An 18,064-nucleotide genomic window follows, 5' to 3' on the forward strand; every position below is an offset into this window, starting at 1 on the left:
CCCGCCGGCTCCCCGCTGTGTCTCCGGCCCATGTGGCCCGTTCCGGCGATGAGTATCGCGGCGGTTCTGGTCCGTACTCACACGGACCGACCGCACCCGAGGGGAACGCCATGACCGCTACCTACACCTTCGATGTCTTCTCCAGCCTCGACGGCTACGGCGCCGCCGGCGGCGACTGGACCGGCTACTGGGGCAAGCAGGGCCCCGAATTGCTCGAGCGCCGGCTTGCCCTGTACGACGCGGAGCAGCGGATGGTCTTCGGGGCCAACACGTACCGGGCATTCGAGCGGATGCTGGCCGAGAGCACCGAGGAGTCCGACGTGCGTGACCCCTGGGTCACGCGGATGAGGAACCTGCCGGCGACGGTGGTCTCGACGACATTGGAAGGCCCCCTCGACTGGCCGGACGGGACCCTCGTGAGCGGTGACGCCGTCGACGTCGTCGCCCGCCTCAAGGAGGAGTCCGCGGTGCCGTTGCGCTCGCACGGCAGCCTGTCGTTGAACCGGGCGCTGATGGGCGCGGGCCTGGTCGATAGCGTGCAGGTGACGCTCTTCCCCGTCATCACCGGTCGGAACGGGGTGGACCCGGTCTTCCGCGGTGCCGCGGATTTCGACCTGGAACTGATGGAGACACGGACGCTCGACGGTGACATCCAGGAACTCATCTACCGGCCGACTCTCCACTGATCCGCAGGGATTCGAGGGTCATTGCCGCGGCCCGGAGTCTCCGCGGGCCGGGTGACCTCCCGTGGGGGCGGGGCCCGCGGACGTCGCGTCGATGATGGCGCGTGCGCCTCGGCCGAGCAGTTCGGCGCAGACGCGGGTGCCCAGTTCCGCGGCGTGTGCGGCGGAGGGGGCGTGCAGGTGAGCGCGGATCGTGCGGGTGCCGTCGAGGGTGAACACCGTGCCGCGGAGGCCGAGTTGGCCGTCCGCACCGGTCACGCAGTGCGCGGCGACAGGTGAGTTGCAGTGGCCGTGCAGGCCGCGGAGCATCGAGCGTTCGGCTGTCGCCTCCGCGTGTGTACGTGGGTCGTCGATGCGGTGGAGCAGCGTGGCGACGGCCTCGTCGTCCCGTCGGCACTGCACCGCCAGCACGCCCGCCCCGACCGCCGGCAGCACTTCGCCGAGCGGGAACCGGCAGCGGATGCGGTCGGTGAGGCCGAGCCGTTCGAGCCCCGCTTGGGCCAGCACCATCGCGTCCGCTTCGAGGCCGCCGCGCTGCCCGTCCAGTTTCTCCAGCCGTGTGGCGACCGCGCCGCGGACGTCCACCATGCGCAGGTCGGGCCGCAGCGCGAGGAGTTGGGCCCTGCGGCGTACCGCGCTGGTGGCGACCGTCGCGCCGGCGGGGAGGTCCGCGAGGGAGTTCACCGGTGAACCGGCGGGCACGAGGAGCACGTCGTGCACGTCGGCGCGGGGCGGCGTCGCGGCGATGACGAGTCCCTTCGGCAGAGGCTGGTCGCCGGGGACGTCCTTGAGGCAGTGGACCGCCACATCGATCTCGCCGCGCTGCAGTTGCTGGTCGATGGCCTTGACGAACAGGCCCTTGCCGCCGGCCTGTGTGAGGGAGCCCGGCCAGGTGTCGCCGGACGTGGTGGTCGGCACGGTGCGTGTGGTCAGGCCCGGGACGACACGTTCGAGGAGGTCCGCGACATGGCCTGCCTGGACGAGCGCCATGGGTGAGCTGCGGGTGCCGATCAGCAGTGGCCGGTCGGGGAAGCCGGGGAAGTCGGTCACGGTGGCGGATCCTCTCGGGTTTCGGCTCTCAACGTAGGACGCCGGGCGCGGCCATCGGCGCGTATAGCGCTGTGTGTTGGAGTCCGCACCATGAGTGACCGGTTCGAGATGCGGTGGCCGCGGAACCGTCGCACTCTTTTGGCTATGGCTGCGTCGATCGTCGTGCATCCGCCCGCCCCCACGGGTGGGCGCCGTATCACCGCTGACAGAGTCGATGGGGACGATCTCGGGTTCGCCCGCGGCATCGCGGATCTGGTCGGGATCCTGCGCGAGGCGGGGCTCGACCCCGACCAGGTGCGTCTCGACGACCCGGTGCTGATCGAATGGAGGGGCGGGAAGGCCGACGTGTGGGAATGAGGCCCTCGCCGCTCTGAATCCGCGCGCCACGTCCGTCCGTACGCGTATGTGCGGGCGGCACAAGGGAGGCGGTTCCCCGCCGGGGCGGACTCCGCGGTGGCGGGAGCCGGTTGGGTATCATCGGGCGCCAGATGGTCCCAACGTCTCTCAGAAGGACGAGGTAGCGCGGTGAAGAAGCTTCTCCTGGTCGCACTGGCCGCCATCGGCGGGCTCCTCGTGTACCGCCAGATCCAGGCGGACCGCGCCGAGCAGGATCTGTGGACGGAGGCGACCGACTCCGTGCCCGCAGGTTCGGGTGTGTGAAACCACGACTTTCGCGCAGTGAGGCCCCGACCGCACAGGCGGTCGGGGCCTCACTGTGTGCGTGAGCGGTACGGGACGCCCGTGAGGATCGGCCGGCCGGGCCGGGAGGGCGTTGCCGTTCTGTGACGGACCACCCCTTGCAGTGTGCTTAAGCAAAGCAATAGTGTCTCGCGCAAAGATGTGGCGGGCGCGCCCGCGTGCGAGGGGTCGGGGGACACATGGGAGCACGGCGGGGTGCTGGCCGGGCGAAGCGCCTGGCATCAAGTGTGACGGTGGTCGGAGCGCTCTTCGCGCTGATCACGGCCGCAGCAGCCGCACCGGCCGCACCGGCCGCGGAGTCGACGGACGCGGTTGCAGGCGTTGCAGACGGCAACAGTTCGATGGTCATGCTGCTGGACTCGTCGGGTTCCATGGCGGAGGACGACGGCTCCGGAAGCACGCGCATCGCCTCCGCCCGCAAGGCCGTCGGCACAGTCGTCGACAGCCTGCCTGACGGCTATCCGACGGGACTGCGGCTCTACGGTTCGCAGAAGCAGAAGGGCTGCACCGACTCCCGGCTCGCCCAGCCCGTGCGTCCGCTGGACCGTGCCGGGATCAAGGACGCGGTCGCGAAGGTGCGGCCGAAGGGGGACACGCCCATCGGCTACTCGCTGCGCAAGGCCGCTGAGGACCTCCCGGAGGTTCCCGGCGGCGCGACGGGCCAGCGCACGATCGTGCTGATCTCGGACGGCGAGGACAACTGCGGCGATCCCGAACCGTGCGCGGTGGCACGGGAGTTGGGCAAGCAGGGCATCGACCTGCGGATCGACGCCATCGGCTTCGAGGTGCGCGGCAAGGCCCGCGAGCAGCTGGAGTGCGTGGCAGGCGCTGGCAACGGTACGTACTACGACGCCCCGGACGCCGATGCTCTCGCCCGGCAGCTGCAGCGCGCGGGCCGGCTCTCGGTGGACGGGTACCGGCTCAGGGGCAAGAAGATCGAGGGCGGAGCGGACTCGGGCGACGCGGCGAAGCTCGGCAGCGCCTCGGGCCAGTACCTGGACACCATCGGGCCGGGTGAGAAGCGCTGGTACGCGGTGCGCATGGACGGTGCCCGTACCGCCGGCTTCGCCGCCACTGCCGTGCCCAAGCCGGGCTCCGCGGTCGACGATCTGGACGGTCTGCGAACGGAGTTGACCCCGCCGGGCCCGTCCGCGAGCAGCTGCGAGTCGAGCACCGAGCACTTCGGGCAGGACGAGGGCGGAGTGCCGCTCGTCGCCGGAGTCAGCCGCATCCCGGGCGACGCCGGTTCGAGCGGACGGTGCGACCGCGGGCCCGGACGCTATCTGCTGTCGGTGGAGCGGGTGAGCAGTGAGAGCGCCGGCCGTTCCGACGCCGCGCGCTGGCCACTTGAGCTGACGTACGCGGTGGAGAAGCCGCTGAAGAGGGGCACCACGCCCGCGCAGTCGGAGCCCGACTACGGTGCCGGGGGTCAGGACGCGACGCTGCCCCAGGGAAACGCGAGGAAGATCGGCGGCGGCACCGGCTTCAACGACGCGGCCCGGATCGGCAAGGGCGTATGGCGTGACAAGGTGCTGCCGTCGCAGACGCTCTGGTACCGGGTGCCGGTCGGCTGGGGCCAGCAGCTGCGCTACGACGTGGAGTTCAGCAACGAGCCGACGGTGGAGGAATACAACACCGAGTACTCCTTCAGCCGCACCGACACCTACACGCCGTACCGGCAGCCGGTCACCGGGACCGGTGAACTGACCACGCGGTCCTCCTACGACGGCGAGCCGGGCAAGGTCTCGGGCGGTACCGTGCCGGTCTCCTGGACGAACCGCTTCGAGAGCGGTACGCACGTCGTCCCCGTCCACACAGACGGCGACTACTACATCGCGGTCACGCTCGGTGCCAACGCCTCGCGCATCGCGGAGAATCCCGACATCGGGGTGACGCTCCGCGTCGACGTCAAGGGCGAGGCCAAGGCGGGACCGCAGCACAACGCCCCGGTGTTGAAGGCATCTCCGGCTGACCCGGCGTCCGACGGCAAGGGCAGCGGTGCGGGCGGTGCCGCGGAGGACGGCACGGGAGGCGGTGACGCGCTGGTCGTGGCGGCCGTCGCCGGTGGAGTGGGGCTGCTGCTTCTGGCCGGGCTCGCCTGGTGGTTCGTGGCCGCGCGCCGGCGGAGCGGCCCCACAGGAGACGCAGGCGCCGCAGTCAGCGGCAGTGGAGAGGGCGGGGCGGAAACGATGAGGGGAGCGCATGGTGACGCGGCGACCAGGGCGGATCGGTAGCGCACGGCGCTTCGGCAGCGCAGCGCGATGTGGCAGCACCGGCAGTACGAGGCGGCGGGCCGCCGCACCTGTGGCAGCCGTGGCGGTGGCACTCTGCCTGGTGGCAGCGCTGCCGGGGCAGGCGGCAGCCGCGCCCTCGGACGGCGCCGGAGACGTACCGGCGTACCAGCAGGCCGACGAGGCCAAGAAGATCAAGGGCACGGCCGGCAGCGGCGACGCGCCCAAGATCGAGCCGGCGACGTACAGCGACTCCATAGGCCGCGGCGAGAAGAGGTACTACCGCGTCGAACTGGACGCGAAATCCAGCGCCTTCATCTCCGCCGTCGCCGCACCGAAGCCGGGCTCGCGCGTGAAGGACATCGGCGAGGGCCTGAAGATCGGACTGGAGAACGTCGACGGCAGCGCCTGCAACGGCGCGACCCAGCCGCAGTTCAGCGCCGAGGGCGCCGCATACCCGATCGCGAGCTACGCGACGCGCATCATCGGAGCCGGCGACCAGTGCCAGAAGGCGGGCCCGTACCTCTTCTCCGTCGAACGCGAGGGCCCGGCGACGTCGGACCCGGCGCGCTGGCCGCTGGAGATCCGCTTCATGTCGGAGCCGGGTCTGAAGGGCGGCCTCGATGCCCTGCCGGGCGCCCCGAACGACAGCGCTGGAACGCCGGAGGAGACACCCGAGCCCGTCACCGGCGGCGAGAAGAAGCAAGCACATGGCGGCAGCGGCTTCAACGACGCCGGAGCCGTCTCGAAGGGGCTGTGGAAGGACCGCATCCGGCCAGGTGAGACGCGCTTCTACCGGGTCCCGGTCGACTGGGGGCAGCGTCTGAACGCTGCGGTGGAGCTGGGCAGTTCCGGCTCACCCGGGGAGTACCCGCCGACGATCTACGACGGGCTCGGGGTCACGGCCTACAACCCGGCGCGCGGGCAGTTCGACGCGGACCAGTTCGTCCCGTACAGCCCCGACAAGTCCGCGCAGGCCGCGGTCCATACACAGCCTGTGGACTTCGGGCGCCGCTTCGCCTACTCCGACAACACGCCGTGCGTGGCCGGTTGGCACTATCTGGCAGTGACGGTCTCGCCGAAGCTGTCCGGCTACTTCAAGTCGACCGCACCGCTGACCTTGCGCGTCGACGTCACCGGCAAGGCCGAGGCCGGGCCCCGGTACGCGGGGGACGCCGCTGCTGCCGGGTTCGGTGTCAGCGAGGACGACAAGGCGCAGGCGGAGAAGGGCCAGAGCGCGGCGGAGGCGGAGCGCAGCGGCACCCTCGAGCTCGTGGCCTACGCGGGCATCGGCGCGGGTGTGGTGCTGATCCTGGTGCTGGTGGTGTGGACGCTGATGGCGCGGCGGCGTACGGCCGCGGGCCCGGGTGCCGTGCCGCCGCCGGGATCCGGCGTACCGGGCGGCTTCCCCGGCCAGGGCGGGCAGTCGGGCACGGTTCCGCTCCGGCCGCAGCAACAGGGCCAGGGACACGGCCAGGGACACGGCCAGGGGTACAGCGCCGACCAGGGCTACGGGCCGGGGCCGCAGCAGCAGCGGTATTAGGCCCTGTCCGGGCCGGCGACGACAGCAGCAGCCGTGACCGGCGGCAGAAGCCGCCGTGAGCGGCGGCAGAAGCCGCCGTGAGCGGCGGCCTGGCTCACTCCCTGCCTCCCGGACGGCCCCCGGAGCGCGCGGGTCGGCGCTCGGACGGGTCAGGCGGCGATCAGCGCCCAGACGCCGACAGTGAGACAGATCAGCGCGACGACCAGGACCGGGATCGCCACCTTCGGGGGCGGTCCCGGTCTGCGTGCGGGCGCGCCCGCGGGGGCAGCACCCGCCGTCAGACCGTACGGTGCCGCACCTGCCGTCCGCTGCGGCACCGCACCGTAGGGCGCGCTCCCGTACGGAACTGAAGCGGGTGGCGCGGACGCCGCGGGCGGGGACGCCTGCGTCGGCGGGTTGTCCGGGGCCGGCGGCGTGCGGGGCTGCTCGGGAGCGCCGAACCCGCCCTGCGGCGGCGCGAGATGGAAGCTGCCGGTGGCGGACGGAGCGGTCGCGGCCGCCGCCGGAGCGGCGGGAGAGCCCGAAACGCCTGCGCCCCCAACCGGGTCCGCGGAGTCGCCGCCTGCCAGCGGTCCGTCCGGTCCGAAGCCCTGCGGCAGCGGCCCGAGATGGTCGAAGACCTCGACGGTCTCCTGCTCGGCCGTCGCGTCGGGAGTCAGCATCTCCGCCGCACCCGCGAGAGCCTTGCGCGCACCCGTCGCCGTACGGAAGCGGTACTGCGGGTCCGGCTGGAGCAGCTGACCCAGCACCTGCCACAGGGGTTCCGGCACGCGGTCGGGCGCCGGAGGAACGCCGTGCTCGTAGCGGGACACCATCTCCATCGAGTCGGGCTTGTGCCCGGTCAGCAGGTACAGCCCGACGAGCCCCACCGCGTACAGATCCGCGGTGAAGTCCGGCTCGGCGCCCATCAGTTGCTCCGGCGCGAAGTAACCAGGCGTGCCCACCACGAAGTTGGTCTCGGTCAGCCGCGGCTCACCCTTCCGCATGGAGATGCCGAAGTCCGACAGCCGCAGATGGGGCCGGCCCCTGCCGGTCGGCTCCAGCAGGATGTTGGCGGGCTTGATGTCGCGGTGCACCACGTCCTCGGCGTGCACCGCCGTGAGCCCGGCGAGCAGCTGGTCCAGCAGCGTGCACACGAAGCTCGGCGGCAACGGCCCGTAGTCGCCGATGAGATGGGAGAGCGAGCCTCCGGCGACGAGATCCATGGTGAAGAGGACCTTGTCGTCATCGGCGGCCCAGCTGGCGGGCGCCAGCACGTGCGGATGGTCGATGCGCAGGGCCTGTTCGCGTACGAACCGCAGCAGGGAGTGGGCGTCGCTCTGCTGGAGCACCTTGGCGGCCACGTAGCGCTTGCGGCGCCGGTCCCAGGCGCGCCACACCGCACCGACCCCTCCGCGCCCGATCGGGTCGGCCAGCTCGTACCGTCCGGCGAAGACCTCACCCATGACGCCGTGTCCCCCTGTGCCCTCTGCTCGCGTCAGTTCTGATGCGACTCGTAGTGCTTGACGGCGTCCGCGGTGCGTCCCGCCCCGTACACCCGGAGGAACTCTGCCAGCTCCGGATGAGTGGAGGCGAGAGCGGAGGAGGCGTCGAGGATGTCCGCGGCGTCGGAGACGGAACGCAGCAGAGCCTGGATCTCGCGCACCACCCGCTTGACGGGCGTCTGGGACGACGCACCCGAAGAGGCGGCCTGCGACTGGCTGTTGAGGACGCTGCCGCCCGCGCTGCGCCGCACCTCCTCCATGCGCTGCGTCGCATCGGCAGCGCTGACGTCCCCCCGTGCGACCTCCGCGGCGAGCTCCTGCAGAGCCTGCACACGCTGGACGACGGCAGGGTTGCCGATCTTTGCTCGCTGGCCGCTCATCAGCTGGGACAGCATGGGTGCGGAGAGACCCAGCACGGTGGCGAGCCTGGCCTGGTTCAGGCCGAGATCGTCGATGAGCCGGCGGAAGAGAGTGCCCAGCGGCTCGCCGTACCACTGACTTTGCAGCTCACGCGCTTTGGCAGTGGATTCCTGCTGTGCTGCGTCCATCACGTCTCCCCTGGACTCCCCTGGCGCTTCGCTGACGCGAACTTGCCGTGCATCCTACGGAGGGTGGCGGACGCCGGGCGATACCCGGTCGGAATTCGCTCCGGGGAGCCGGTAGTCTTATGCGCGCGGGGCCTTAGCTCAGTTGGTAGAGCGCTGTCTTTGCATGGCAGATGTCAGGGGTTCGACTCCCCTAGGCTCCACGAGTGCGAGGGCGAACTGTGTCCGCGGAGAGCGCGGCCCGGTTCGCCCTCGCCGTTTGTGCTCGGCTTCGCCTCGCGAGGCGGGGGCTTCGCCACCCGCACCCCCTCAATCAGGGGCCCGCGGCCCTTCAATGGGGGTTGTGTCCGCGGAGAGCGCGGCCGGGTTCGCCCTCGTCGTTCGTGCTGGGCTTCGCCTCGCGAGGCGGGGGCTTCGCCACCCGCACCCCCTCAATGAGGGGCCCGCGCCATCCGCACACGCACACCCACCCGCAGCCTCACCGCGTGCGGGCCGCTCGGCCCGGCCGCCCGGGCTCGCGCAAGCGCCAACTGCACCGGGGGGCCGACGGCGGTCATCGGGCGCCTGCCGCCGGGCCGTTGCCCGGACCAGGTGAGGGAGGCACGGGCGCTGACCCGCTGTGCGTCACGTCACACCGCAGGACGGCACCCGGGCACGTCTCTTCACCCGAGCGAAGTCGACCCGGCCTACCGGAGAGCGCCGCGGCCACCGCCCCCTTACGTGCGAGCACGGTCACCGATCCCGCGCCCGCAGAAAGCGTTCCGCACCGTCCGACAGGTCCACCAGCGGCTCGGGATAGTCCAGCCCCGCCCGCTCCCGCGCGGGCAGCTTCCACGGCCGGTGCACGGCGGAGCCTTCGACACCGGCGAGTTCGGGGACCCAGCGGCGCACGTAGTCCCCGTGCGGATCGAAGCGTTTGGCCTGCGTGAGCGGGTTCAGCACGCGGTTCGGCCGGGTGTCGTTGCCCGTGCCCGCCACCCACTGCCAGTTGAGCTGGTTGTTCGCCACGTCGCCGTCGACGAGCAGGTCGAGGAAGTGGCGGGCGCCGACGCGCCAGTCCGTGTACAGCGTCTTGGTGAGGAAGCTCGCCGCCAGCAGCCGTGCCCGGTTGTGCATCCACCCCTCGTGGAGCAGCTGCCGCATCGCCGCGTCGACGAGCGGGTAGCCGGTGCGTCCCTCCCGCCAGGCAGCGATCTCCTCCCCGTCGTGCCGCCATCGGTCGCCGCGGGGCCGGTAGTCCTCCTGGGAGGCGCGGGGCCGGGCGGCGAGGACCTGGTGGTGGAAGTCCCGCCACGCCAGCTGCCGTACGAAGGCGTCGGGCCCCTCGCCCCCTGTCTCCGAGGCCCTGTGGACGAGTTCCACCGCCGAGACCGTGCCGAAGTGCAGATGCGGCGACAGACGCGAGGTGGCGTCCCCCGCCAGGTCGTCGTGGTTCTCGGCGTACGCCTTCATCCCCGACTTCCGCCATGCATCGAAGCGCGCGCGGCCCTCCTTCTCACCGCCCGCGGCCAGCCCCGGCGACACCCCCGTCACGTCCGGACGCGAGGGCAGCGCGGCGGAGCGGGGGCCTTCCGGCACGCGCACCCTTCGGGGCGCCCGCAGCACCGGACGCAGCCTCTTCGCCGCCCAGCGCCGGAAGTAGGGCGTGAAGACCGCGAAGTGGTCCCGGCCCTGAGGCGTGACCTCGCCCGGAGGGAGCGCGGTGACGACGGCGTCGTGCACGCACAACTCCCGGCCGCCGGAGGCCAGGAGCCGCTGGAGCCGCTCCTCGCGGCGCTGCGCGTAGCCGCTGACGTCTCCCGCCACATGGACCTGCCGTGCGCCGCACTCCGCCGCGACCGCGCAGGTCTCCTCCGCCACGTCGCCGGTGCGCAGCACCAGCCGGCCGCCGCGCTCCCGCAGCGCCGCGTCGAGGTCGGCGAGGCAGTCCGCGAGGAACGCACGCCGGTTGGGTGCGTCGAAGCCCGCTGCCCGCACGCCTTCGTCGATGACGAACAGCGGCACCACCTCGTCCGCCGCGTCGAGAGCGGCGCGCAGCACCGGGTTGTCGTGGATCCGCAGATCCGCGGTGAACAGGGCCACGGAAGCGCTCATGCGCAGTCGTCCTTCCTGCGGTGCGATGCGGCCGGCGTGTGGGGACCGGGTGCCCCGAGGTGCCCCGTTATGTCCGGCGCCAGCTCACCACGCGCGCCCCGTTTCAGCCGCGACGGCGCAGCGCCCCCGGCCACCACACGGCCGGGCCGATGTCGCGTGCGAGCGCGGGCACCAGCAGCGAGCGGACGACGAGCGTGTCGAGCAGCACCCCGAAGGCGACGATGAAGGCGATCTGGACGAGGAAGGACAGCGGGATGACGACCAGTGCCGCGAAGGTCGCCGCGAGCACCACACCGGCGGAGGTGATGACGCCGCCGGTGGCGGTCAGGCCTCGGCGGATGCCCGACCGGGTGCCGTGCAGCTGGGCCTCCTCGCGTACGCGTGTGAGCAGGAAGATGTTGTAGTCCACGCCCAGCGCGACGAGGAAGACGAAGCCGTAGAGCGGCACCGAGGCGTCCGTGCCGGTGAAGTCCAGGAGATGGTTGAAGACCAGCGCGGCGACTCCCAGCGTGGCCAGGAAGTTGAGCGCGACGGTGGCCACCAGCACCACCGGGATGACCAGCGCTCGCAGCAGTATCGTCAGGATCACGAAGATGATCAGCAGCACGACGGGGACGATGAGCGCCCGGTCGTCCTCGGCGGTCGTCTGGATGTCGTGCTGCTGCGCCGTGTAGCCGCCCACCAGGGCGTGTGCTCCCGGCACCGCGTGCACGGACGAACGCAGCCGGTCCACCGTCCGCTTGGCCTCGTCGCTGGAGGCGCCTGCCTCGAGCGTGGAGTCGATGAGCACCCGGCCGTCCTTCACGAGCGGTTCGCCCTGCCCCGGACGCCCCGACTCCGTGAGCGGTGCGGCGCTCGCGACCCCCTCCGTGCGGTCCGCGGCACGGGTCACCTCCCGCACCTTGCCTGCGTCCGCGATGACGACGGCCGGGTTGCCGGAGCCCCCGGGGAAGTGGTCGCTGAGCGTGCGCTGCCCCACGACGGAAGGCTCGTCCTTGACGAAGATCTCGTCGATGGGGACGCCGTGCGAGGTCAACTGCGGTGAGAACGCGGCACAGGCGATGAGCGCCACGAGGGTGCTCGCCCAGATGCGGCGCGGCATGCGGTCGACACGGGTGGCGATGCGGCCCCACACGCCGTGCGCGGGGGCGGCGGCCACGTCTCCGTCGCCGTTGACCGCGGCGCCCTCGGTGTCCCGGCCCGCACCGCTGCCGTCCTCGCCGTCGACGGGCCTGGTGGCGGGCTCGGGCCGTGCGGGCCAGTAGGCGGCCCGGCCCACGAGCACGAGCGTCGCCGGCAGGAAGGTGAGCGTGCTGATGACGGCGCAGACGATGCCGATGGCGCCGACGGGCCCCAGCGCGCGGTTGTTCGTGAGGTCGCTCAGCAGCAGGGCGAGCAGCCCGAGTGCGACGGTGGCGGCGCTGGCCGTGATCGCGCCGAAGGAGCGGCGCAGCGCGGCGCGCATGGCGGCGAACCGTTCGCCGTGCCTGGAGAGTTCCTCGCGGAAGCGTGCGGAGAGCAGCAGCGCGTAGTCCGTGGCCGCGCCGATGACCAGGATGGAGAGGATCCCCTGCACCTGCCCGTCGACGCTGACGATGCCCTCCTGGGCCAGCTCGTACACGACGGCGCACGCGAGGGAGAGCCCGAGCACAGCACCGAGGATGATGACGATCGGCAGCAGGACGCTGCGGTAGACGAGCAGCAGGATCAGCAGCACGACGATGAGGGCGACGACGAGCAGGATGCCGTCGATCCCGGCGAACGCGTCGGACAGATCGGCCTGGGTCGCCGCCGGCCCGGTGACCTGCGCCTTCGTCCCCTCGACGCGGCCTGCCCGGTCGCGTACGTCGTCGAGCACGCCCGGAAGCGCGTGGTCGAGGCCGGAGCGGATCTGCACGGCGCCCTGCAGCGCGCGTCCGTCCTTGCTGGGCACGGCCGGCGAGGGCGTGCCGACGATGCCGTGGCTGCCCTTGAGCGAGGCCAGAGCGCGGGTCGCGGCCTCCCGCTGCTGCGGCTGGATCTTCCCTTCCCGCGCCGTCCAGACGACCACCGCGGGCATCGTCTCGTCCTGCTGGAAGCTCTTCTGCGCGTCGATGACCTTGGTGGACTCGGCGCTCTGCGGCAGGAAGGAGGCCGGGTCGTTGTCCGCCACGTCGCTGAGCTTGCCTGCGTACGGGCCGAGCAGACCGCCGAGCACGAGCCAGACGACGAGCAGGAGGGCCGGGGTGATCCAGCGGGTGGCGCGCTGTGCGGACGGCATCTGTTGTTCCTCGTGGGCCGGGGCGGGACGGGCGCTGAGGCGGGAAGGGCACTGAGTCGGGACCGGGCGGCGACGGGCTCTGGGCGGACGTGACGGCGGACGTGACGGCGGACGTGACGGAGGACGTGACGGAGGACGTGACGGAGGACGACGGGACGGAACCAGCTGCGGACGGCGAAGGACGATCGCCGTCCTGCGAGCTTACGCAGCGCCGCCACGGCGGCGCCCGGCCGCCCCCGGGCTCCCCCGCATCGTCAAGTGCTGCCGCCTGCTTGCCCGTTGTGCGCCGCGTCCCCGCCGCCGTGCCGCCCGCGCGTCACTCGTACCGGTAACCCGGAAGCGTCCCGCCGGACGCGCGCGGGCCGGCGGGCATCCGCTCTGCCCGCCGGCCCGCTGTTGCGTCGCGACCGGCCGTCTCCTCGGCCCTTCGTTCCTGCGGTGGCCGGGTTCTAGTGGCCGCGCTTCCTTGCCTTCGTCTCGGCGTCCTTGGCCTCCTTGGCCTTCGCCTCGACCTCGGGGTCCAGCTGCCCGTCACCGGCCCGGCGTTCGGCGGCGGCACCTCCGCCGACCGACGACAGCGGAGCCCGGTCGCCGACCTCCGTGGCCTCGGGCGGCTCGACGAGCCAGTCGGGGTTGGCCTGCTTGTCCCACCAGCGCCAGGCGGCGTAGGCGCCGCCCGCCAGCAGGCCCAGCAGTCCGAGCCGCTTGGCAAGACGTCCTCGGCGCGCACGCTTCTCACGCTTGCGCACGAGCTTCTCGATCTCCCTGGCCGACACCTGCCCCCGCAGGGCGGCGAATGCCGCGGCACTGCGGGACGCGGCTTCCTCCCGCACCGGCCCCGAGGCGCTGCGGGCGTCCGCGACGGCGCTCTCGATGCGCGGCGCGGCGTAGTCGGTGGCCTTGCGGGCGGCCTTGCGGGTGCGCTTGGCGGCCTTGGTCGCGGCCCTGTCGAGTTCGGGCGGAAGGCTCTTCCGGGCCTTGGCGATACGGGGCACGACGAGCTGGTCGTATCCGTCGCGTGCTGAGGACCGGGCCTGCCGCGCGGCGTGCGAGACCTTCGGCCCCAGCCGCTCACCCGCCTCGTGCGCGTACTGCACTGCGGCGTCCCTGGCACTCTCTGCGTAGGGTGCCATGACCTCCGCTGCGTGCCGCACGCTTTCCTTGGTGTTCCCGGTCGCGGCGCGCACGGTGTCCATGCGGGTCACAGGTACCTCCTCCTCGGTGGCGTGTCACGGGCTGGTGGGTCCTCCCCCGGACACAGTGTCGTTTTCCACCCGTTTCGAAGATCATGCCTGGCTGCGTCCACTCAAGCCCGTTGCGTGGGGGCATCCGGGTCACCCGCACGTGCTCGCGGCCGCCCCGGTACGTGGCAGGATCGGACGGGTCAACGCAGACAGATGGAAGGTAGATCGTGGCCGAGCAGCTCTACGCCACCCTGAAGACCAATCACGGCGACATCGAGGTACAGCTCTTCCCGAACCACGCGCCGAAGACGGTCAAGAACTTCGTCGAGCTCGCAGAGGGCTCGCGTGAATGGACCCACCCGGAGACCGGCCAGAAGACGACCGGCAAGCTCTACGACGGAACCGTCTTCCACCGTGTGATCAGCGGATTCATGATCCAGGGCGGTGACCCGCTGGGCAACGGCACGGGTGGCCCGGGATACGAGTTCGGGGACGAGATCCACCCGGACCTCGCCTTCAGCAAGCCGTACCTGCTTGCCATGGCGAACGCCGGCCCGGGCACGAACGGTTCGCAGTTCTTCATCACCGTCGGCGCCACAGCCTGGCTCACCGGCAAGCACACCATCTTCGGCGAGGTCACGGATGCCGCCTCCCAGAAGGTCGTGGACACCATCGCGGGAATCCAGACCAACCCGCGCACCGACCGGCCCGTGCAGGACGTCGTCCTGGAGTCGGTCACCATCGAGCGCCGCTGAGGCGGGCGTTCTCTCCGGCGAGGGCGCGGCCCCGCCGGGAACTGTTCCGCCCCGCCTGACCGTAGGAGAAGACGAGGCGGAACAGTTCCGCACGACGTGAGACCGGGACGAGGGGGAGGGAAGGGCCGTGGAGGACCAGCACCGGACGGAACCGCGGGTGACGTACTGCTACCGGCACCCGGACCGGGAGACCGGCATCAGCTGTGTCCGCTGCGAGCGCCCCATATGTCCTGAATGTATGGTCCCGGCCTCCGTCGGATTCCAGTGCCCCGAGTGCGTGAAGTCGGGATCCGGCACCGGTCACTCGCCGTCCGCGAGTGCGCCGCGCACGATAGCGGGCGGGGTGATCGCCGCCGACCGCCGCCTGATCACCAAGATCCTGCTGGGCATCAACGCGGCCGTCTTCGTCGCGGTCCTCATCGCGGGCGACCGGCTGGTCAACGGCCTGCTTCTGTTCGGCCAGGCGGTCACCGAACCGTACGGGCCGGTCGAAGGCGTGGCGGAGGGACAGTGGTACCGGCTGCTGACCTCGATGTTCCTGCACCAGGAGGTCTGGCACATCGCGATGAACATGCTGGGCCTGTGGTTCCTGGGCCCGCCGCTCGAGGCGGCGCTCGGACGCCTGCGCTTCAGCGCGCTCTATCTGCTCTCCGGGCTGGGCGGCAGCGCCCTGACCTTCCTGGTCTCCGCTCCAGGACAGGCCTCGCTCGGTGCGTCCGGTGCGATCTTCGGGCTCTTCGGTGCGACGGCCGTGCTCATGCGCCGCCTGAACTACGACATGCGGCCCATCCTGATCCTGCTCGGCATCAACCTGGTCTTCACCTTCACCTGGCAGGGCATCTCCTGGCAGGCGCACATCGGCGGACTGGTCGTGGGCGCGCTGATCGCGTACGCCATGGTGCACGCGCCGCGGAAGAACCGTCTGCTGGTGCAGTACGGCTCGTGCGCGGTGATGGCGCTGCTGATCGTGGCGGCGTGCCTCGTACGGACGCTCCAGCTGGTGCCCTGAGTCCTTCCGCCCTCGGAACACCCGCTCTGACCGGGCATTTCGACTCGTTGTCCACAGCACGTTCCGGATCTTGTGCATGGCGTACGGAACGGCTGTCCAGACTCGCTCAGAGGTACGTTTTCCCTGCACAGGGGCCCCGGGGGCAGTTGAGCTGCAGAAATTACCGATAGTACGGGCGTCAACTCACTCAGAGTTATCCACAGATCTTGTGAAAGTTATCCAGCCCTGTGGATCAGGCTGTGGATAACTCGTCGTGCGAGCGGCATCGCAGCACGTGAGCACGCCCCTCGGGGGAGCGCCCCGGGGCGGAGTCGAACGTCTGCAGGAACCGGCACTCAGCGCGTGCCGGAGAAGGGAGCCGCTACTTCCACTGCGTGGAGACGACGAAGCCCGCAGCGATGAAGCCGAAGCCGACGACGATGTTCCAGGAGCCGAGCGCCTCGACGGGCAGCTTGCTCTGGGTCACGTAGAACAGCACGATCCACGCGAGCCCGATGAGGAACATGGCCAGCATCAACGGCGCGACCCACCTGCCGCCCGTCGTGCCGAGACTGATCTCGGTCGCCTTCTTCTCCGGGGGCGGAGTGAAATCTTCCTTTTTGCGGATCCGTGACTTCGGCACGAGAGTCTCTCCTGTCGACGGCTTCCCTTACCGCGATGCCCCTCGGAACGGGGACCCGAGGGGGATGTGACGCTGTGGTGGTCCGTTAGCGTAGTGCTTCCCCGCGGTGGAGGGAGACGAGGGTAGTGACCAGATTGCGAATCCGTCCTGCACGGCTGGCCACTCTGGGGGTCTTCGCCCTCGCCGGGCTCATTTTCTGGATCAGTTTCAACACCGCACATGGTACCGATCTGCGATCTGACTCCTCGATGCTGCGGCTGTCCGACCTCATTCAGGAACGCAGCCGCAAGAACGCCGAACTCGACTCCTCCGCCGCCGCCGTGCGCAGCCAGGTCGACCGCCTCGCACAGCGCGACAGCGGAAGCAGCACCGAGGAGAACCGGAAGCTGTCCGGCTTGGAGAAGGACGCCGGCACCAAGAAGGTCTCCGGTGCGGGTCTGACCGTCACCCTCGACGACGCGCCTCCCAACGCCACCGCCCAGGTCCCCGGAGTGCCCGAGCCGCAGGCCAACGACCTCGTCATCCACCAGCAGGACCTGCAGGCCGTCGTCAACGCGCTCTGGCAGGGCGGCGCGAAGGGCATCAAGATCATGGACCAGCGCCTGATCTCGACGAGCGCCGTGCGCTGCGTCGGCAACACCCTGATCCTTCAGGGCCGCGTCTACTCACCCCCGTACAAGGTGACCGCCGTCGGCGAGCAGGAGCAGCTGCAGAAGGCACTCGACAGCTCGCCCGCGATCCAGAACTACCTCCAGTACGTCGACGCGTACGACCTCGGCTGGAAGGTCGACGAGCGCAAGTCCGTGACGCTCCCTGGTTATTCCGGCACCGTCGACCTTCGCTACGCGAAGCCGACCGGGTGAAGCGGGCACGGGCTCGGACGCACTTGACCGACTGGCCCACTTCGCCCTGGCGTGGCCCCGTACTCTGGTGTGCGCGCCCGAAAGGCGAGGACCGACGGTAGGGAAGGGACGGCACGCAGGGATGTACGGCTGGATCTGGCGGCATCTGCCTGGCAACACGTGGGTGCGGGCGTTCTGCTCGCTCGTGCTGGCGCTCGGGGTCGTTTTTCTGCTCTTTCAGTACGTCTTCCCCTGGGCGGAGCCGCTGCTGCCGTTCAACGACGTGACCGTCGACGGCGGTGGCAGCTGATGGGCACGGCCCGCATTCTCGTCGTCGACAACTACGACAGCTTCGTCTTCAACCTCGTCCAGTACCTGTACCAGTTGGGTGCCGAGTGCGAGGTCGTGCGGAACGACGAGACCGAACTGCGCCACGCCGACGACGGGTTCGACGGCGTGCTCCTCTCGCCGGGTCCCGGCACCCCCGAAGAGGCCGGTGTCTGCGTGGAGATGGTGCGGCACTGCGCCACCAACGGCGTGCCCGTCTTCGGCGTCTGCCTCGGAATGCAGTCGATGGCCGTCGCGTACGGCGGGACCGTCGGGCGCGCGCCCGAGCTGCTGCACGGGAAGACCTCGCAGGTGCTGCACGAGGGGTCCGGCGTCTTCGCCGGCCTGCCCTCCCCGTTCACCGCCACCCGCTACCACTCGCTGGGCGTGGACGGCGGCGACGTACCCGAGGGCCTGGAGGTGACGGCGCGCACCGCGGGCGGTCTCGTGATGGGGCTGCGCCACCGTGAACTGCCGGTCGAGGGCGTGCAGTTCCACCCCGAGTCGGTGCTGACCGAGTGGGGCCACCTGATGCTCGCCAACTGGCTTGCGGAGTGCGGCGACCCGGGTGCCGTCGAGCGTGCCGCCGGTCTGTCCGGTGTGCGGGTCGGCGCTGCCGGTGGCGCGGCCGCGGGGGGCAGGTGAGGGGGATGCCCCCCGAAGGGGAGAACGCCTACGGGCGGCCGTACGGCGGCGATCCGTACGGGAACGCGTACGGCGATCCCTATGGTGAGCG

At 71.1% G+C, this 18,064-nt stretch carries 17 protein-coding genes and 1 tRNA gene; 11 read left to right on the forward strand and 7 right to left on the reverse strand.

Features of this window, described 5'->3' with window-relative positions:
• Positions 1-110: 110 nt before the first annotated feature.
• On the forward strand, positions 111-686 hold the full coding sequence (locus G4Z16_RS16275; RefSeq protein ID WP_197351496.1) for a dihydrofolate reductase family protein: 576 nt from the start codon (positions 111-113) through the stop codon (positions 684-686).
• A gap of 18 nt (positions 687-704) precedes the next feature.
• Here G4Z16_RS16275 and hemC read toward each other — a convergent pair whose 3' ends face one another.
• Positions 705-1,733 carry a hydroxymethylbilane synthase gene (gene hemC, locus G4Z16_RS16280; protein WP_246530892.1) on the reverse strand — a complete coding sequence of 343 codons (1,029 nt, stop codon included), beginning with the start codon at positions 1,731-1,733 and terminating at the stop codon, positions 705-707.
• Between the two features lie 144 nt (positions 1,734-1,877).
• Between hemC and G4Z16_RS16285 the strand changes: the two genes are divergently transcribed.
• The 4 genes from G4Z16_RS16285 to G4Z16_RS16300 all read left to right on the forward strand — a co-directional run bounded on the left by G4Z16_RS16285 (position 1,878) and on the right by G4Z16_RS16300 (position 6,206).
• Positions 1,878-2,090, forward strand: a complete 213-nt coding sequence (locus tag G4Z16_RS16285; protein WP_197351498.1) for a hypothetical protein — start codon at positions 1,878-1,880, stop codon at positions 2,088-2,090.
• Between the two features lie 168 nt (positions 2,091-2,258).
• Positions 2,259-2,393 (forward strand): DLW-39 family protein, encoded by a 135-nt coding sequence (locus G4Z16_RS16290; RefSeq protein WP_003958712.1) that lies wholly within the window; start codon positions 2,259-2,261, stop codon positions 2,391-2,393.
• Between the two features lie 218 nt (positions 2,394-2,611).
• Positions 2,612-4,666: a vWA domain-containing protein gene (locus G4Z16_RS16295; protein WP_197351499.1), complete on the forward strand. Its 2,055-nt coding sequence runs from the start codon at positions 2,612-2,614 to the stop codon at positions 4,664-4,666.
• Between the two features lie 100 nt (positions 4,667-4,766).
• Positions 4,767-6,206, forward strand: a complete 1,440-nt coding sequence (locus G4Z16_RS16300) for a hypothetical protein (RefSeq protein ID WP_207794549.1) — start codon at positions 4,767-4,769, stop codon at positions 6,204-6,206.
• A gap of 149 nt (positions 6,207-6,355) precedes the next feature.
• On the opposite strand, the gene G4Z16_RS16305 is transcribed toward G4Z16_RS16300, so the two are convergent.
• Positions 6,356-7,651 carry a serine/threonine-protein kinase gene (locus tag G4Z16_RS16305; RefSeq protein WP_197351501.1) on the reverse strand — a complete coding sequence of 432 codons (1,296 nt, stop codon included), beginning with the start codon at positions 7,649-7,651 and terminating at the stop codon, positions 6,356-6,358.
• Positions 7,652-7,683: 32 nt separating this feature from the next.
• Entirely contained in the window at positions 7,684-8,238 is a 555-nt protein-coding gene (locus tag G4Z16_RS16310; RefSeq protein WP_197351502.1) for a helix-turn-helix domain-containing protein, read from the reverse strand.
• Positions 8,239-8,365: 127 nt separating this feature from the next.
• Here G4Z16_RS16310 and G4Z16_RS16315 point away from each other — a divergent pair.
• Positions 8,366-8,438 (forward strand) — tRNA-Ala (locus G4Z16_RS16315).
• Between the two features lie 529 nt (positions 8,439-8,967).
• Here G4Z16_RS16315 and G4Z16_RS16320 read toward each other — a convergent pair.
• The 3 genes from G4Z16_RS16320 to G4Z16_RS16330 all read right to left on the reverse strand — a co-directional run bounded on the left by G4Z16_RS16320 (position 8,968) and on the right by G4Z16_RS16330 (position 13,794).
• The gene (locus G4Z16_RS16320) at positions 8,968-10,329 is read right to left on the reverse strand and encodes a cryptochrome/photolyase family protein (protein ID WP_197351503.1); all 1,362 of its coding nucleotides are present in this window, start codon (positions 10,327-10,329) and stop codon (positions 8,968-8,970) included.
• 103 nt (positions 10,330-10,432) lie between these two features.
• Positions 10,433-12,589: an MMPL family transporter gene (locus tag G4Z16_RS16325; RefSeq protein WP_197351504.1), complete on the reverse strand. Its 2,157-nt coding sequence runs from the start codon at positions 12,587-12,589 to the stop codon at positions 10,433-10,435.
• 449 nt (positions 12,590-13,038) lie between these two features.
• Entirely contained in the window at positions 13,039-13,794 is a 756-nt protein-coding gene (locus tag G4Z16_RS16330; protein ID WP_197351505.1) for a DUF5324 family protein, read from the reverse strand.
• 206 nt (positions 13,795-14,000) lie between these two features.
• Between G4Z16_RS16330 and G4Z16_RS16335 the strand changes: the two genes are divergently transcribed.
• Positions 14,001-14,528 carry a peptidylprolyl isomerase gene (locus G4Z16_RS16335; protein WP_197351506.1) on the forward strand — a complete coding sequence of 176 codons (528 nt, stop codon included), beginning with the start codon at positions 14,001-14,003 and terminating at the stop codon, positions 14,526-14,528.
• Positions 14,529-14,655: 127 nt separating this feature from the next.
• On the forward strand, positions 14,656-15,537 hold the full coding sequence (locus G4Z16_RS16340) for a rhomboid family intramembrane serine protease (RefSeq protein ID WP_343070834.1): 882 nt from the start codon (positions 14,656-14,658) through the stop codon (positions 15,535-15,537).
• Positions 15,538-15,898: 361 nt separating this feature from the next.
• On the opposite strand, the gene crgA is transcribed toward G4Z16_RS16340, so the two are convergent.
• A complete protein-coding gene (gene crgA, locus G4Z16_RS16345; protein WP_197351508.1) occupies positions 15,899-16,159 on the reverse strand; it encodes a cell division protein CrgA in 261 nt (86 codons plus the stop codon).
• A gap of 125 nt (positions 16,160-16,284) precedes the next feature.
• Between crgA and G4Z16_RS16350 the strand changes: the two genes are divergently transcribed.
• The 3 genes from G4Z16_RS16350 (at position 16,285) to G4Z16_RS16360 (ending at position 17,973) form a co-directional block, all read left to right on the forward strand.
• The gene (locus G4Z16_RS16350; RefSeq protein ID WP_197351509.1) at positions 16,285-17,022 is read left to right on the forward strand and encodes a DUF881 domain-containing protein; all 738 of its coding nucleotides are present in this window, start codon (positions 16,285-16,287) and stop codon (positions 17,020-17,022) included.
• Between the two features lie 121 nt (positions 17,023-17,143).
• Entirely contained in the window at positions 17,144-17,311 is a 168-nt protein-coding gene (locus G4Z16_RS16355) for a hypothetical protein (RefSeq protein WP_028438332.1), read from the forward strand.
• Positions 17,311-17,973, forward strand: coding sequence for an aminodeoxychorismate/anthranilate synthase component II (locus G4Z16_RS16360; protein ID WP_197351510.1), 663 nt, complete (start codon positions 17,311-17,313; stop codon positions 17,971-17,973). Before G4Z16_RS16355 ends, G4Z16_RS16360 begins: the two co-directional genes overlap by 1 nt.
• Positions 17,974-18,064: the final 91 nt, after the last annotated feature.

It is taken from the genome of Streptomyces bathyalis (assembly GCF_015910445.1).
GTDB lineage: Bacteria > Actinomycetota > Actinomycetes > Streptomycetales > Streptomycetaceae > Streptomyces > Streptomyces bathyalis.

Bases quoted from the DNA above. Each gene is read 5' to 3' on its own strand.
- G4Z16_RS16275 (WP_197351496.1), top strand. From the start codon at position 111: ATGACCGCTACCTACACCTTCGATGTCTTCTCCAGCCTCGACGGCTAC.
- G4Z16_RS16285 (WP_197351498.1), top strand. From the start codon at position 1,878: ATGGCTGCGTCGATCGTCGTGCATCCGCCCGCCCCCACGGGTGGGCGC.
- G4Z16_RS16295 (WP_197351499.1), top strand. From the start codon at position 2,612: ATGGGAGCACGGCGGGGTGCTGGCCGGGCGAAGCGCCTGGCATCAAGT.
- G4Z16_RS16305 (WP_197351501.1), bottom strand. From the start codon at position 7,651: ATGGGTGAGGTCTTCGCCGGACGGTACGAGCTGGCCGACCCGATCGGG.
- G4Z16_RS16310 (WP_197351502.1), bottom strand. From the start codon at position 8,238: ATGGACGCAGCACAGCAGGAATCCACTGCCAAAGCGCGTGAGCTGCAA.
- G4Z16_RS16320 (WP_197351503.1), bottom strand. From the start codon at position 10,329: ATGAGCGCTTCCGTGGCCCTGTTCACCGCGGATCTGCGGATCCACGAC.
- G4Z16_RS16325 (WP_197351504.1), bottom strand. From the start codon at position 12,589: ATGCCGTCCGCACAGCGCGCCACCCGCTGGATCACCCCGGCCCTCCTG.
- G4Z16_RS16355 (WP_028438332.1), top strand. From the start codon at position 17,144: ATGTACGGCTGGATCTGGCGGCATCTGCCTGGCAACACGTGGGTGCGG.
- G4Z16_RS16360 (WP_197351510.1), top strand. From the start codon at position 17,311: ATGGGCACGGCCCGCATTCTCGTCGTCGACAACTACGACAGCTTCGTC.